Here is a 15,262-nt window from a genome sequence, read left to right as displayed (position 1 = left end):
TGGCCAGGGGCTTGCGCGGCCCCCTGTGGGTCGTGCAAGGATCACTCTCGTCGCCAGGACGTGAATGTGACCGTCCGGTTTGGCGCTTCGCCTGCTGTCCGTACCAGGGAAGGCCCCTTTTGTCTGCCGCGTTCGCTTTGCCTGCCGCTGTGCGCTTGCCGCGCACCGTGGCCGCGCGGCGGGCGCTGCTGGCGGCGCTGTTCCTCGGGGGCTTCCTGGCACTCGCGTTCCTCTTCGGTGGCAGCGCACAGGCGGCCGAGCGGGGAGAGCTGACGACCGGATCGGTGACGGGCCACCAGGCCCAGGCATCGGACCTGGTCGACTCGGCGCGAGCCACGGCGAAGTCGGCCGCGAAGGCCGTTCCGGCCAAGGAGACCCCGGCCAAGGCAACACCGGCCAAGGAGACCCCGGCCGAGGTGGCACCGGCAGCCAAGAAGGCCCCGGCCAAGGCGGTCGAGACCGCCGACACCGTGGCGCGCCGGGCGGCACACACCGCCACCGACACGGTCCGCAAGACCGTGGAACCGGTGCGCGAGCCGGTCGAGCGGCAGGCGCGACAGGTCACCGATCCGGTCGATGACCTGGTCAAGGACGCCACGGGCACGCACCTTCCGGTGCGGCTGTCCGAGGTCGGCGACGCCGGTGTCGGCGCCCTGGGCGACGCCTCCGGTGCGCACGGCGCCGCGTCGGGCCACGGCCCGGCGGCGGACGACGCCGACGCGAACCACCCCTTGCCGCACCCGGCCCGGTCCGCCGCGGCCCCGCTGGGGCCGGACACGGCGGCCTCGGCCGCCGCCGCACCCCGTACCGCCGACTCCCACGACCACGGTCATGGCACCGCCGTCCGGGCTGCCGACGGCGCGGGCCAGGGCGATGGCGCCCCGGCGCCGCTGCCCCTCCCGCGGTCCCCCCTCGGGACCGTCACCCAGTGCACCGGCGACAGCGGCGCTCCCCGTGGCGGGAACACCCACGCCGCTCTGCCGCCGTCCGGCGCCGCGTACTTCGGGCTCGCGCCCGGTGCGGTCCGCGCGGACAGCTCTGCGCCGACGCGCGAGCGGTACAACGAAGTCCTCGAATTCCCCGGCTAGGGCAGACCTCCCCCCGTCTGTAAGACCTGCCGCGCGGGGGCGGGTCAGGTCTGCCCGTTCCGTTAACCCCCTTGAATTCGAAGGACTTCCTCCACCATGCGCAACAACATTCGCCGTTCCATCCTCGTCGCCGCCACCGCCACCGGGATCTGGGCCCTGGGCTCCGCCGCCGCCAGTGCCGCCGAGACCCCGAGCATCCCCTCCACCGACAGCGTCTCCAGCACGGTGGACGGCGTTACCGACAAGGTCACCGACACGACCGACAAGGTCACGGACACCACCGGCAAGGTGACCGACACGGTTGACGGTGCGACCGGCGACGCGGCCGACACGTCCCAGCTGAACGACTCCGCGAAGAAGACCGTGGACGGCGTGACCGGCACCGCCGAGGACACCGTCGACGGTGCCGCCGAGGGCCAGCTGCCGGACGTCTCCAAGACCACCCGCGACGTGACCGGTGGCGCGCTCGACGGTGTGACCGGTGACGCCGCCAAGCCGGGCAAGGTCGTCAAGAAGGCGCACCACGCCGTGAAGTCCGTCCAGAAGGCCGCCGACGTCGACCTGCCCACCGGCGAGGTGCCCGGCGTCGTTCCGCACCTGCCGGGCCTGGGCTCGCTGCCGGTCAGCGGCTCCTCGCTGCCGAACGCCGCCCCGGTGCCGTCCGTCAAGGGCGCCCCGGCCGAGCTGCCCGCCCAGCTCCCGGCCACCCCGAAGCTGCCCGCCGCCCCCGGTGCTGCCGACAACCTGCTCGCCTCCCTCTCCGGCGCGGGCATCCGTCCGGAGGAGCTGACGGGCAAGGCCAAGGGCACCGTGGGCATCGCCAAGCCGGTCGTGAACGGTATCGCCGACGACGTGCTGCCGCCCGTCGCGAACCGCATCGTGGTCAAGGTCGTCCCGGTCGCGCAGGGCACCGTGAACGACGCCGGTGTGCTCGCCGGTGACGCCGCGGGCAAGACCGTTCCGTACGTCGCCTACGTGGCGGGCAGCGCGCAGGGCTACACGCTGGGCACCGCCAGCAACGTGCTTCCGTTCGCGCAGGACACCGTCGCCAACGCCGTGCCGTTCGTGCAGAACACCGTGACCAACGCCGTGCCGGTCGCCCAGAACACCGTCAACAACACGGTTCCGTTCGCCGCCGACCTGGCCACCACCACGGTTCCGTTCGCGCTGGACCTGACCGGCTCCGTCGCCACGAACGCGCAGGGCACCGCGGTGAACACCGTGGCCCGGGTGCAGAGCCTGCTCCCGGTGGCCCCGGTCGACCTGACCGACGCCGCCAACATCCCGGCGCTCCCGGCCCTGCCCGCCGTCCCCGCCCAGCTGCCGACCGTCCCGGCGGACCTGCCGTCGGTCCCGGCCCAGCTGCCGACCGACCTGCCGCAGGTTCCGGCTCAGCTGCCGACCGACGTGCCGAACGTTCCGGCTGACCTCCCGCAGGTCCCGGCCCAGCTGCCGACCGACCTGCCGCAGGTTCCGGCTCAGCTGCCGACCGACGTGCCGAACGTTCCGGCTGACCTCCCGCAGGTCCCGGCCCAGCTGCCGACCGACCTGCCGCAGGTTCCGGCCCAGCTGCCGACCGACCTGCCGGCCGCCCCGGGCACCCTCCCGGCCGTCTGATGGCCGAGGCCGCATGACCGCCGCGTACGGCGGCGCCGACGCCGCCGTACGCAGCCGCAACACCGCGCAATAGCCGAGAGCGGGCAGTCCTCGTTGGGGAGGGGGCTGCCCGCTTTCGTTTGTGAGATAGGTGCGTACGGTCGCGATCTGTGACCGTAATCACCGCTCCAGTGTGATCTGCGATTTAGGGCGGCACGTCTCGTGGTTATAGCCTGCGAGACGGACATGCCGCGTACCCGGCGCACGTGTGCCGCCCTCGTTATAGATCGCGTCCTCACGCTGGCCATCGCGCGGCACGCCCGCGCAGATAACGACCGCGATATCCATGGAAAAGGGACGGACGCGCGTGGACCTGTTCGAGTACCAGGCGAGGGACCTCTTCGCCAAGCACGGTGTACCGGTGCTGGCCGGTGAAGTCATCAACACGCCTGAGGCGGCGCGCGAGGTGGCCGAGCGACTGGGCGGCCGTGCGGTCGTCAAGGCGCAGGTCAAGGTCGGTGGCCGCGGCAAGGCGGGCGGCGTCAAGCTGGCCTCCGACCCGGCCGACGCCGTGGAGAAGGCCAACCAGATCCTGGGCATGGACATCAAGGGCCACACGGTCCACAAGGTGATGCTGGCCCAGACCGCGGACATCAAGGAGGAGTACTACGTCTCCTTCCTGCTGGACCGCACCAACCGCACCTTCCTCGCCATGGCCTCCGTCGAGGGCGGCGTGGAGATCGAGGTCGTCGCGGAGCAGAACCCCGACGCGCTCGCCAAGATCCCGGTGGACGCCATCGAGGGCGTGACCCCCGAGAAGGCCGCCGAGATCGTCGCCGCCGCGAAGTTCCCGGCCGAGATCGCCGACCAGGTGGCGGACGTCCTCCAGCAGCTGTGGACCGTCTTCATCAAGGAAGACGCCCTGCTCGTCGAGGTCAACCCGCTGGTCAAGACCGGTGACGGCAAGATCATCGCGCTCGACGGCAAGGTGACGCTGGACGCCAACGCCGAGTTCCGCCAGCCGGAGCACGCGGCGCTCGAGGACAAGGCCGCGGCCAACCCCCTCGAGGCGGCCGCGAAGGCCAAGGGCCTCAACTACGTCAAGCTCGACGGCGAGGTCGGCATCATCGGCAACGGCGCGGGTCTGGTCATGTCGACCCTCGACGTCGTCGCGTACGCCGGTGAGAACCACGGCAACGTGAAGCCCGCCAACTTCCTCGACATCGGTGGCGGCGCCTCCGCCGAGGTGATGGCCAACGGTCTCGAGATCATCCTCGGCGACCCGGACGTCAAGTCCGTCTTCGTCAACGTCTTCGGCGGGATCACCGCCTGCGACGCCGTCGCCAACGGCATCGTCCAGGCCCTGGAGCTGCTGAAGTCCAAGGGCGAGGACGTCAGCAAGCCGCTCGTCGTGCGTCTCGACGGCAACAACGCGGAGCTGGGTCGCAAGATCCTCACCGACGCCAACCACCCGCTCGTTCAGCAGGTGGACACCATGGACGGCGCGGCCGAGCGTGCCGCCGAGCTGGCTGCGAAGTAAGGGACGAGGTCACCAGAAACCATGGCTATCTTCCTCACCAAGGAAAGCAAGGTCATCGTCCAGGGGATGACCGGGTCCGAGGGTCAGAAGCACACCCGTCGGAGGTTCCGGTCTTCGGCTCCGTCAAGGAGGCCATCGAGGCCACCGGCGCCGACGTCACGGTCATCTTCGTCCCGGAGAAGTTCACCAAGGACGCGGTCATCGAGGCGATCGACGCCGAGATCCCGCTCGCCGTGGTGATCACCGAGGGCATCGCCGTCCACGACTCGGCCAACTTCTGGGCCTACGCCGGTCAGAAGGGCAACAAGACCCGCATCATCGGCCCGAACTGCCCGGGTCTGATCACGCCGGGTCAGTCGAACGCGGGCATCATCCCGGCCGACATCACCAAGCCCGGCCGGATCGGTCTGGTGTCGAAGTCCGGCACCCTGACCTACCAGATGATGTACGAGCTGCGTGACATCGGCTTCTCGTCCTGCGTCGGCATCGGCGGTGACCCGGTCATCGGCACCACCCACATCGACGCGCTGGCCGCCTTCGAGGCCGACCCCGACACCGACCTGATCGTGATGATCGGCGAGATCGGCGGCGACGCCGAGGAGCGGGCCGCGGACTTCATCAAGGCCAACGTCACCAAGCCGGTCGTCGGCTACGTGGCGGGCTTCACCGCGCCCGAGGGCAAGACCATGGGCCACGCCGGTGCGATCGTGTCGGGTTCCTCCGGCACCGCCCAGGCGAAGAAGGAGGCCCTGGAGGCCGCGGGCGTGAAGGTCGGCAAGACCCCGACCGAGACCGCGGGCCTGGCGCGCGCCGCGCTCGCCGGCTGACGTCACCGTCACACGCGGACGCGGGCCCGTACCACCGGATGGGTGGTACGGGCCCGCGCCTTTTGTGTTCCCGGGGCCGTTCCCGCGGCCGCACGGCACCGCATCGCAAAAGGTACATAAGCCCATTACGTACGACACGCGACCAATCGCTTGATGTACGGATGAAACGACTGTTATTGGCAGCATGGGCCCGTGACCCAAACGACCGATCGCAGTCCATCGGTGTCCTCACGCGGCAGTGCCGCGCTCCAGCGCCCCTCCGTCGCCAGGGAAGCGTTCCTCGGCGGCGTGGTGGCCGCGGGGCTCGGGCTGGGCACGCTCGCCGTCGTCGTCCTGCTGCTGTGGATCACCTCCTCGTCCCCCGACAGCAGCCCCGACGGGGCGCTGCACGTCGCCGCCGACCTGTGGCTCCTCGGGCACGGCGCCGATCTCGTACGGACCGAGACGCTGTCCGGCCATCCGGCGCCCGTCGGGCTGACCCCGCTGCTCATCAGCGCGCTGCCCTGCTGGCTGCTCTACCGCGCCGCGCAGCACGCGGTCTACCAGGGCCAGGCGGAGGAGGCCGAGGGGCAGTGGGTGCCCGAGGACTCCGTCGTCGACCCGCGCACCGCCTTCGGCTGGGTGACCGGCGGCTATCTGCTCGTCGGCATGGCGACCGTGCTGTACGCCACGGCCGGGCCGCTGCACGTCGCCCCGCTCAGCGCCGTGATCCATCTGCCGCTCGTCGCCGTGGCCGTCGCGGCCCTCGGCGTGTGGGTGGCCGACGGCCGGTTCCCGGTGCGCCTGCCCGCGCGGGCGAAGGCCGCGCTGGGCCGGATTCCCGGTGCCCCGCAGCTGGCGGCGGGCGTCGTCCGATGCGCGGCGTGGCTGCGCGGAAGCTGGTGCCGACGGCGGCGGCTGCTCGCCGCGTGCCGCGCCGGGGCCGGTGGGCTCCTGGTGCTGCTCGGCAGCGGCGCCCTGCTCACCGGGGTCTCGATGCTGAGCCACACCGGATCCGTACAGCTGGCGTTCCTCCAGCTCAGTGACGTATGGCAGGGCCGCTTCGCGGTGCTGCTGGTCAGCCTGGCGCTGCTGCCGAACGCCATCGTGTGGGGCGCGGCGTACGGCATCGGCGCCGGATTCGCGGCCGGGGGCGGCAGCGTAGTCGCCCCGCTCGGCGTCACCTCCTACCCCCAGCTGCCGCACTTCCCCCTGGTCGCGGCGCTGCCCGCGGAGGGCCCGCACTGGCCGCTGAACTGGCTGACCGGGGCCCTGGCAGGGGCGTCGGTGGCCTGGCTGACGGCGGTCGCGGCGGCCCGGCGCCCCGGCAAGGGCGCTCCCCGCCCGGCCTGGGGCTGGGGCGAGACCGCGGTGCTGGCGGCGCTCGCGGCGATCGGCTGCTCGGCCGCGATGGCGCTGCTGGCCGCCGTGTCGGGCGGGCCGCTGGGCGTGGGCATCCTCGCCGACCTCGGCCCCGACGGGTGGCGCACCGGCGTGGCCACGCTCACCTGGACCGGACCGATCGCGGTGCCCGGCGCGCTGGTGGTGCGCTGGGTGCGGCTGTACGTCCCCAGCCGGGCGACCTGGGCGGAGTGGAAGGCGGCCCGCGCGGCGAAGGCCCGGGCCAGGGCGGAAGCGCGGGAGAAGGAGCGGGTGGCCCACGAGGAGGCGCTGGCCCGGGTGGCGCTGGAGCCCAAGCCGGAGCCGGAGGCCGAGCCCATCGACCTGCGGAAGGCGATGGCCGAGCCCTGGTGGCAGTGGCTGAAGCCGAGCCCGCGGAAGGGCGGCAAGCGGCAGGGCAGGAAACGTCAGGGCGGCAAGCGGGCGCGCGAGCCGGAGCGCGCCCAGGACCCGGCGACGAGCCCGGGCCTCGGCTCCGGGGTCGGCACCGGCATGGGCGCGGGAACCATGGCCGACTTCATGGGCGGCATGGTGGGCGCGACCGGCCCGATGGGTTCGGTGGATCCGGTGGCCCCGGCCCCGCACCGGAAGCCCGACCCCCTGGAGGAGACCCCGTAGACCCCGTAGACGCCGTAGACGCGCCGCAGCCGCCTCATATGGGGCGGCTGCGGCGCGTCTGGGGGCGTTATTCGCCGGTGCTGAGGAGGGGGCGCAGCTCCTTGGGGAGCTGGTTTTCGCAGGCGTGCCGGGAGGTCTGGGTGAGGGCGTCCTCCACGCAGCTGTAGTAGTCCTTGTAGACGATCTGGAAGCTGAACGTCGCCGCCACGATGGCGAGCGCGAGCCCTCCCGTCACCAGACCGCTGATGGCCGCCGTCGACTGCGGCTTCGACGAGCCGGAGCCGGGCGCGGGCAGCCGGGCCGGAGTGGCGCCGGGCGGCGGGGGCGGGGCGTTGAGCGGTGCGTTCCCGGTGCCGCTCACCGCGGCGGACGTGGCCGTGGCGGTACGGCGCGGCTTGGCCCGCAGCGCGCTGATGCCCCAGTACAGGGCGAGCGCGCCGAGCAGCAGCGCGATCTGCGCCAGGCTGAACAGGGCGAAGAAGAACGCCCACATGCCCGCCAGCAGTGCGTACCGCGCGCGCCGCTGGGCCGGGTCGGTGGGGTCCCAGCCGCGCGGACCGCCCGGTCCGCCGCCCTGGCCGCCGGGCCCGGGCGGGCGGGTGCCGCCGGGGCCGGTGCCGAAGCCGCCGCTCTGGCGGCCGGGCTGGCGGCTGCTCCACTGGCTGCCCCAGGCCGGGGGCTGCTGCGGCTGATCGTCCCGGTCGTCGCCCTGCGCGTCCTGACCGCCCGGTCCGGCGCCCTGTCCGGCGCCGTTACCGCCGCCCTGTCCGGCGCCGTTATCGCCGCCGTGCGAGCCGCCGTCCCCGCTGCCGCCGCCGTCCTCGGGCCGGTGCCGGGGCTGCCAGGGCTGGTCGGGCCTGCCCGCGGGCGGCGGGGCGAACGGATTGTCCTCGTGCCGGTCCTCGCCGTGGTGATCCCCGGATGAGGCGGACGAGGCGGAGGAGGGCGAGGGGGACGAGGAGGACGACGGCGACTGCTGCTCGCGCAGCAGCGGCGTCGTACGCGACGTGCGGGCGCGCCTCATCGCCGCCCCCCGGTGCGGGTGGGGGTCGGAGTGAGGCGATGAGCCGCGCGGCGGCGTCGATCCGGCATCTGGAATGTGTCTTCCCCTTGTGTCGTCGTCCTGCACACCCGGTCCGGGTACGGCTCCTGCCGCACGGTTCGGCGGGGCGGGCGCGACGGTCGTTCCCACGGCATCAGTTGGATTCCCAGTCCAGACGCTACCTCCCGTGCCCGCCCCCGTCCCCCGGGGGCCGCTTCGTGTGCCGGTATCGTTGCTGACGGTCGGCGGCTTCGTAGAGTTCCCCGGAATTCAACAGGCCATGACCTTGTACGACCACACAAACGGCAGCACCGCCCGCGAGAAAGATCCCCGCCGTGGCCTCCCCGCCCCTCCCCGCCCGTCCCGGGTCCCCTGCCCGCCTCGTCGTCCTCGTCTCCGGCTCCGGTACGAACCTCCAGGCGCTCCTCGACGCCATCGCCGACGACGGCGCGGCGGCCTACGGCGCCCAGGTCGTGGCCGTCGGCGCCGACCGCCGCGACATCGCCGGTCTGGAGCGCGCCGAGCGCGCCGGTATCCCCACCTTCGTGTGCCGCGTGAAGGACTACGCGAGCCGCGCCGAGTGGGACGCGGCGCTGGCGGCGGAGACGGCCGCGTACGCACCGGACCTGGTGGTCTCGGCGGGGTTCATGAAGATCCTGGGCAAGGAGTTCCTGGCCCGCTTCGGCGGCCGGTGTGTCAACACCCACCCGGCCCTGCTGCCCAGCTTTCCCGGTGCCCACGGGGTGCGCGACGCGCTCGCGTACGGCGTGAAGGCGACCGGGTGCACCGTCCACTTCGTCGACGACGGGGTCGACACCGGCCCGATCATCGCCCAGGGCGTGGTCGAGGTCCGGGACGAGGACGACGAGTCCGCTCTGCATGAGCGGATCAAGGAAGTCGAGCGCTCGCTGCTCGTCGAGGTCGTGGGGCGTCTGGCGCGTCACGGCTATCGCATTGAGGGACGAAAGGTAAGGATCCCGTGACCGCCGAAGGTACCAAGCGGCCCATCCGCCGCGCTCTGGTCAGCGTGTACGACAAGACGGGGCTGGAGGAGCTGGCCCAAGGGCTGCACGCGGCGGGTGTCCAGCTCGTCTCCACCGGCTCGACGGCCGCGAAGATCGCGGCGGCGGGTGTTCCGGTGACCAAGGTCGAGGAGCTGACCGGCTTCCCGGAGTGTCTGGACGGCCGCGTCAAGACCCTGCACCCGCGCGTCCACGCGGGCATCCTCGCCGACCAGCGCCTCGACGCGCACCGCGACCAGCTCGCCGAGCTGGGCGTCGAGCCGTTCGAGCTGGTCGTCGTCAACCTCTACCCGTTCCGCGAGACGGTCGCCTCGGGCGCCTCGCCCGACGAGTGCGTCGAGCAGATCGACATCGGCGGTCCGTCGATGGTCCGTGCCGCCGCCAAGAACCATCCGTCCGTGGCGGTCGTCGTCAACCCGGCCGCGTACGGCGACGTCCTCAAGGCCGCCGCCGACGGCGGCTTCGACCTGGAGCGGCGCAAGCGCCTGGCCGCCGAGGCGTTCCAGCACACCGCGGCGTACGACGTGGCGGTGGCCAACTGGTTCGCGGACGGCTACGGGGCCGACGAGGGCGACTGGCCGGACTTCACCGGCGCGACCTTCACCCGGCAGCAGGTCCTGCGCTACGGCGAGAACCCGCACCAGCCCGCCGCGCTCTACAGCGACGGCAGCGGCACGGGCCTCGCGCACGCGGAGCAGCTGCACGGCAAGGAGATGTCGTACAACAACTACGTCGACACCGAGGCCGCCCGCCGCGCCGCGTACGACCACGCCGACCCGTGCGTCGCGATCATCAAGCACGCCAACCCCTGCGGGATCGCCACCGGCGCGGACGTCGCCGAGGCGCACCGCAAGGCGCACGCCTGCGACTCGCTGTCGGCCTTCGGCGGCGTGATCGCCGTCAACCGCCCGGTGTCGGTCGCCATGGCGGAGCAGGTCGCCGAGATCTTCACCGAGGTCATCGTCGCCCCCGCGTACGAGGACGGCGCGGTCGAGGTGCTGGCCCGTAAGAAGAACATCCGCGTGCTGCGCTGCGCCGACGCCCCCGCGGTGGCCACCGAGCGGCGCCCCATCGAGGGCGGCACGCTGGTGCAGGCCAAGGACCGGTTCCAGGCCGAGGGCGACGACCCGGCCCACTGGACCCTGGCGAGCGGCGAGGCGCTGGACGCCGACGGCCTCGCCGAGCTGGCCTTCGCCTGGCGCGCCTGCCGGGCGGTCAAGTCCAACGCGATCCTGCTCGCCAAGGACAGCGCCACGGTCGGCGTCGGCATGGGCCAGGTCAACCGCGTCGACTCGGCGAAGCTGGCCGTGGCCCGGGCGGGCGAGGAGCGGGCGGCCGGTGCGTACGCCGCGTCCGACGCCTTCTTCCCGTTCCCGGACGGCTTCGAGGTGCTGGCCGAGGCGGGCGTCAAGGCCGTGGTGCAGCCGGGCGGCTCGGTCCGCGACGAGCAGGTGGTCGAGGCGGCCCGCAAGGCGGGCGTCACCATGTACTTCACCGGTACGCGGCACTTCTTCCACTGAGCCGTCCCGCGCGACGTGACGACACCGGAGGCCGCACCCCGAGATCAGGGGGTGCGGCCTCCGCCGCCCACCCCCACTCCAGCCCCTCTCACGGGACCTGAGTGGAATCGATGTCCCCGCATCCGGGAGGATGAAGCCATGACCGCCCAGATTCTCGATGGCAAGGCAACCGCCGCCGCGATCAAGTCCGATCTCGTCAGCCGCGTGGAGGCGCTGAAGGCCAAGGGCGTCCATCCCGGCCTCGGAACCCTGCTCGTCGGCGACGACCCGGGCAGCAAGTGGTACGTCGCGGGCAAGCACCGCGACTGCGCCCAGGTGGGCATCGCGTCCATCCGCCGCGACCTGCCCGACACCGCCACCCAGGAGGAGATCGAGGCGGCGGTCCGCGAGCTGAACGAGGACCCGGCCTGCACGGGCTACATCGTCCAGCTGCCGCTGCCCAAGGGCATCGACACCAACCGGGTGCTGGAGCTGATCGACCCGGCCAAGGACGCCGACGGGCTGCACCCGATGAGCCTCGGCAAGCTGGTGCTGAACGAGACCGCGCCGCTGCCGTGCACGCCGCAGGGCATCATCCAGCTGCTGCGCCACCACGGCGTGGAGATCAACGGCGCGCATGTGGTCGTCGTCGGCCGCGGCATCACCGTCGGCCGGTCGATCGGGCTGCTGCTCACCCGCCGCTCCGAGAACGCGACGGTCACCCTGTGCCACACCGGCACCCGCGACCTGTCCGCGCAGCTGCGCCAGGCCGACATCATCGTGGCGGCCGCCGGGGTGCGGCACCTGGTCAAGGCCGAGGACGTCAAGCCGGGCGCCGCGGTGCTCGACGTGGGCGTCAGCCGGGACGAGCACGGCAAGATCGCCGGCGATGTGCACCCCGATGTCGCCGAGGTCGCGGCCTGGATCTCGCCGAACCCGGGCGGCGTCGGCCCGATGACGCGTGCTCAGCTGCTGGTCAACGTCGTGGAGGCGGCCGAGCGGGACGCGAAGGCGGCCGCCGACGGCGGTGCCGGTCATGACGGCTGAGGCGAGCGAAGACCCCGCGAGCGGTCAGACGGGCCAGATGGGGCAGACGGGTCGGGCGGCTCGGACCGCTCAGGTGGCGGCCGAAGACTCCGGGGCCAGGGACTCCGCGGCCAAGGACTCCGCGACCGAAGACTCCGCGACCGAAGACTCCGCGGCTACAGGCCCCGCGGGCGCTCAGGCCCCGGGAGGCAAGCCGACGGTCGGGGAGCTGCCCGGGCTGCTGCTCCGCAAGTCCCGCCGCTTCCCGCTGATCACCCGGGACACCGCGCGTCCGCAGGGCGGCGGCCGGGCCGCGCCCGGCAGCGCCCCGTCGGCCGCCCGGCAGTGGCCGTTCCTCGCGGTGGTGGGCGGCGTCGCGCTGGGGCTGCTGATCGTCGCACTGGACGGATTCCGGTTGGGCACCGCGCTGATCGGGCTGTCCCTGCTGGCGGGCGCGGCGCTGCGGTGGGCGCTGCCGGAGGTGGGGATGCTGGCCGTACGGTCGCGCTTCACCGACCTGCTGACGTACGGCGGGCTCGGCGCGGTGATCGTGCTGCTGTCGCTGATGGTCCAGCCGAACCCCTGGATCAAGCTTCCGTTCCTTCAGGACGTGGTGCACTTCACGGTCCGCTAGTTCGCGCCCTCCGCGCGGCCCGTCAACCGAACGGCGGCCCGTCCTCACCCCCCGCGGGAGGACGGGCCGCCGTTGGCTTGTTCGCATCCCCCGCGGTCCGGACGGCGGTCCGTCCTCTCCCCCGAAGAAGGACGGACCGCCTGGTGAACAGGGTTGTGTGTCAGCTGTGCGGGATCAATGGACGTCGGAGCCCTGTGGCTCGGAAGTGACCGTTCCGCAACGAGGTATCGGCTGCGCAACGATGAGCTGGCGCAGGGGGAGTGCGCCCCCGGGTCCGAAATGCTCCGATGCGCCCCTGCGGGGAGAACTGACATCCTGGGGCAAGGCATCTCTTTGGGTAGTCAGATCGACGCCCCGGGAAGCCGGCACGGGGACCAGACCAAGGGGAACCACCAGGTACGTACGGGGGGACAGGGGGAGGCACATGCCTCGTTGGAGGGACCTGCCGGAGGAACTCGACCCGCAGGTGCGGGAGTTCACCGGGCAGTTACGCGGACTCGTCGACCGCAGCGGTCTGAGCGTCGTGGCCATCGCCGACCGCACGGGCTACAGCAAGACCTCCTGGGAGCGCTACCTCGGCGGCAGACTCCTGCCGCCGCAGGGCGCGGTGGAGGCGCTGGCCGAGGCGACGGGGGCGGACGCGGGTCACCTCGGCATCCTGTGGGAGTTGGCGGAGCGGGCCTGGAGCCGCGCCGAGATGCGGCACGACGTCACGATGGAGGCGATCCGGGTCGACCGGGCGCGGGCGGCGCTGGAGGAGTTCGCGCCGCCCCCGGCGGAGAAGAAGAACGGACGCAAGTCGGCGAAGTCGCGCCCGGCCGCCGCGGCGGCCACCGACGGCCAGAACACTCAGCCCGGCCAGGACGCTCATCCCGGCCAGAACGCTCAGAACGCTCCGAGCGGCCAGAAGGCTCCGACCGACCAGGGCGCCCGGACCGTCCAGGGCGTCCAGGGCGTTGACGTGCCCGAACCCGAACAGCCTCTGGTGGAGCCCGTTCCGGCGGCGTCATCGCGCGCGTGGCCCACGTTGCCCGTACCCGACGCACCACCCGCACCACCCGCACCACCCGAATCGAACGCGCCGCCCGTGCCGCCCGCGGCGCCCACACCGCCCGTACCGCCCGCGGCCGACGAGCCGGGTCCGCCGCTCCCCGCCGAGCGACCCCGGCGCCGTATCGCGCTGTTCGCCGGGGGCGTCGTGGGCACGCTGCTGATAGTGGCCGGAGCCGTCCTCCTGGTCGGTCAGGGCGGCGACGGCGAGAAGCGGGCCCAGGAGCCGGTCAAGTCCCCCGCCACCACCGCCTCCCGGCTCCCGGCCGGGGTGAAGTGCTCCGGGAGCGGCTGCGCGGGCAAGGACCCCGAGGCCATGGGCTGCGGCGGCAAGTACGCGAAGACGACCGCGAACGCGATGGTCGGGACGGCGTACATCGAGGTCCGCTACAGCAAGGTCTGCGGCGCCGCGTGGGCCCGTATCGCCCAGGCGGCCCCCGGCGATCGGGTGGAGGTCGGCGCCCCCGCCAAGGGCGGCGGGCAGGACCGTACGGAGCGCGGCACGGTCGACGCGGACGGCGACGCGTACACCCGGATGGTCACGGCGGACAGCACCTCGCGGGCCACCGCGTGCGCGACCCTCACCGGCGGACAGCGCGGCTGCACGCCGCGGGAAGGCACCCCGCAGGGCGCAGCCCAGGGCACTCCCCAGGGGTGACCCGGTGTGCTGAGCCCCCGCGGATCCGTCCGGGGGAATTTTCCGGCAGTGGGGAATGACGCCGGGGAATCGGGGCAGACGCACGCCGACCCCCCACGGGTGCGGCACCGGGCGGCCGTCTGTACTCCCCCTCCTGGCAGGCGGCCGCCGGGGCGTGACCGGTGAGAAGCGACACAGAGGCCCGGGGATGCGCGCGCTCCGCCGTCGGATAGCCTGACGCCGGTATCTCGACACCAAGAGATCTCGGACAAACACAGCGCAGGAGACCGCCATGACCCGCACTCCCGTCAATGTCACCGTCACCGGCGCGGCAGGCCAGATCGGCTACGCGCTGCTCTTCCGCATCGCCTCCGGTCAGCTCCTCGGCGCTGACGTGCCGGTGAAACTGCGGCTTCTGGAGATTCCCCAGGGGCTGAAGGCGGCCGAGGGCACCGCGATGGAGCTGGACGACTGCGCGTTCCCGCTGCTGCGCGGCGTGGATATCTCCGACGACCCGAACGTCGCCTTCGACGGCGCCAACGTCGCGCTGCTGGTCGGCGCCCGCCCGCGTACCAAGGGCATGGAGCGCGGCGACCTGCTGGAGGCCAACGGCGGCATCTTCAAGCCGCAGGGCAAGGCCATCAACGACCACGCGGCGGACGACATCAAGGTCCTGGTCGTGGGCAACCCGGCCAACACCAACGCGCTGATCGCCCAGGCCGCCGCCCCGGACGTGCCGGGCGACCGCTTCACCGCGATGACGCGCCTGGACCACAACCGCGCGCTGTCGCAGCTCGCCCAGAAGACCGGGGTGCCGGTCGGCGAGATCAAGAAGCTCACGATCTGGGGCAACCACTCCGCGACCCAGTACCCGGACGTCTTCCACGCCGAGGTCGCGGGCAAGAACGCCGCCGAGGTCGTCAACGACGAGCAGTGGCTGGCCGACACCTTCATCCCGACCGTCGCCAAGCGCGGCGCCGCGATCATCGAGGCCCGGGGCGCGTCCTCGGCCGCCTCCGCCGCCAACGCCGCCATCGACCACGTCCACACCTGGGTCAACGGCACCGACGCCGGTGACTGGACCTCGGCCGGTGTGGTCTCCGACGGCTCGTACGGGGTGCCGGAGGGCCTGATCTCGTCCTTCCCGGTCACCGCCAAGGACGGGCAGTTCGAGATCGTCCAGGGCCTGGACGTCAACGAGTTCTCCCGCACCCGCATCGACGCGTCGGTGAAGGAGCTGGAGGAGGAGCGCGAGGCCGTGCGCGGTCTGGGCCTCATCTGACGCACCCCGCTGCGGACTTCT

At 72.7% G+C, this 15,262-nt stretch carries 11 protein-coding genes and 1 pseudogene; 11 read left to right on the top strand and 1 reads right to left on the bottom strand.

Annotated elements, in window-relative coordinates:
- Positions 1-149: 149 nt before the first annotated feature.
- The 5 genes and pseudogenes from HYQ63_RS18935 to HYQ63_RS18915 all read left to right on the top strand — a co-directional run bounded on the left by HYQ63_RS18935 (position 150) and on the right by HYQ63_RS18915 (position 7,049).
- Positions 150-1,088: a hypothetical protein gene (locus HYQ63_RS18935; protein WP_179935022.1), complete on the top strand. Its 939-nt coding sequence runs from the start codon at positions 150-152 to the stop codon at positions 1,086-1,088.
- A 96-nt stretch (positions 1,089-1,184) separates the two neighbouring features.
- On the top strand, positions 1,185-2,705 hold the full coding sequence (locus tag HYQ63_RS18930) for a hypothetical protein (protein WP_179935021.1): 1,521 nt from the start codon (positions 1,185-1,187) through the stop codon (positions 2,703-2,705).
- 346 nt (positions 2,706-3,051) lie between these two features.
- The gene (gene sucC / locus HYQ63_RS18925; RefSeq protein ID WP_179935020.1) at positions 3,052-4,224 is read left to right on the top strand and encodes an ADP-forming succinate--CoA ligase subunit beta; all 1,173 of its coding nucleotides are present in this window, start codon (positions 3,052-3,054) and stop codon (positions 4,222-4,224) included.
- Positions 4,225-4,245: 21 nt separating this feature from the next.
- Positions 4,246-5,051 (top strand): annotated as a pseudogene (gene sucD, locus HYQ63_RS18920) (succinate--CoA ligase subunit alpha).
- Positions 5,052-5,243: 192 nt separating this feature from the next.
- On the top strand, positions 5,244-7,049 hold the full coding sequence (locus HYQ63_RS18915; RefSeq protein ID WP_179935019.1) for a DUF6350 family protein: 1,806 nt from the start codon (positions 5,244-5,246) through the stop codon (positions 7,047-7,049).
- 67 nt (positions 7,050-7,116) lie between these two features.
- Here the strand turns inward: HYQ63_RS18915 and HYQ63_RS18910 are convergent, their stop codons facing one another.
- The gene (locus HYQ63_RS18910) at positions 7,117-8,073 is read right to left on the bottom strand and encodes a hypothetical protein (RefSeq protein WP_179935018.1); all 957 of its coding nucleotides are present in this window, start codon (positions 8,071-8,073) and stop codon (positions 7,117-7,119) included.
- A 353-nt stretch (positions 8,074-8,426) separates the two neighbouring features.
- Here HYQ63_RS18910 and purN point away from each other — a divergent pair, with 353 nt between their 5' ends.
- The 6 genes from purN to HYQ63_RS18880 all read left to right on the top strand — a co-directional run bounded on the left by purN (position 8,427) and on the right by HYQ63_RS18880 (position 15,241).
- Entirely contained in the window at positions 8,427-9,074 is a 648-nt protein-coding gene (gene purN, locus HYQ63_RS18905) for a phosphoribosylglycinamide formyltransferase (RefSeq protein ID WP_179935017.1), read from the top strand.
- On the top strand, positions 9,071-10,633 hold the full coding sequence (purH, locus tag HYQ63_RS18900; RefSeq protein WP_179935016.1) for a bifunctional phosphoribosylaminoimidazolecarboxamide formyltransferase/IMP cyclohydrolase: 1,563 nt from the start codon (positions 9,071-9,073) through the stop codon (positions 10,631-10,633). The genes purN and purH overlap by 4 nt, the downstream gene beginning before the upstream one ends.
- A 138-nt stretch (positions 10,634-10,771) precedes the next feature.
- A complete protein-coding gene (locus tag HYQ63_RS18895; protein ID WP_179935015.1) occupies positions 10,772-11,659 on the top strand; it encodes a bifunctional methylenetetrahydrofolate dehydrogenase/methenyltetrahydrofolate cyclohydrolase in 888 nt (295 codons plus the stop codon).
- Positions 11,649-12,272 carry a DUF3017 domain-containing protein gene (locus HYQ63_RS44780; protein WP_373689116.1) on the top strand — a complete coding sequence of 208 codons (624 nt, stop codon included), beginning with the start codon at positions 11,649-11,651 and terminating at the stop codon, positions 12,270-12,272. The genes HYQ63_RS18895 and HYQ63_RS44780 overlap by 11 nt, the downstream gene beginning before the upstream one ends.
- A gap of 424 nt (positions 12,273-12,696) precedes the next feature.
- The gene (locus HYQ63_RS18885; RefSeq protein ID WP_179935014.1) at positions 12,697-13,980 is read left to right on the top strand and encodes an XRE family transcriptional regulator; all 1,284 of its coding nucleotides are present in this window, start codon (positions 12,697-12,699) and stop codon (positions 13,978-13,980) included.
- 271 nt (positions 13,981-14,251) lie between these two features.
- Positions 14,252-15,241, top strand: a complete 990-nt coding sequence (locus HYQ63_RS18880) for a malate dehydrogenase (RefSeq protein ID WP_009717128.1) — start codon at positions 14,252-14,254, stop codon at positions 15,239-15,241.
- Positions 15,242-15,262 lie beyond the last annotated feature (21 nt).

Origin of the sequence: Streptomyces sp. Rer75 (assembly GCF_013414305.1) — a bacterium.
Classification (GTDB): Bacteria; Actinomycetota; Actinomycetes; order Streptomycetales; family Streptomycetaceae; genus Streptomyces; species Streptomyces himastatinicus.
The sequence above is the reverse complement of the archived record's forward strand: the minus strand, read 5'-3'. Positions and strand labels throughout refer to the sequence as shown.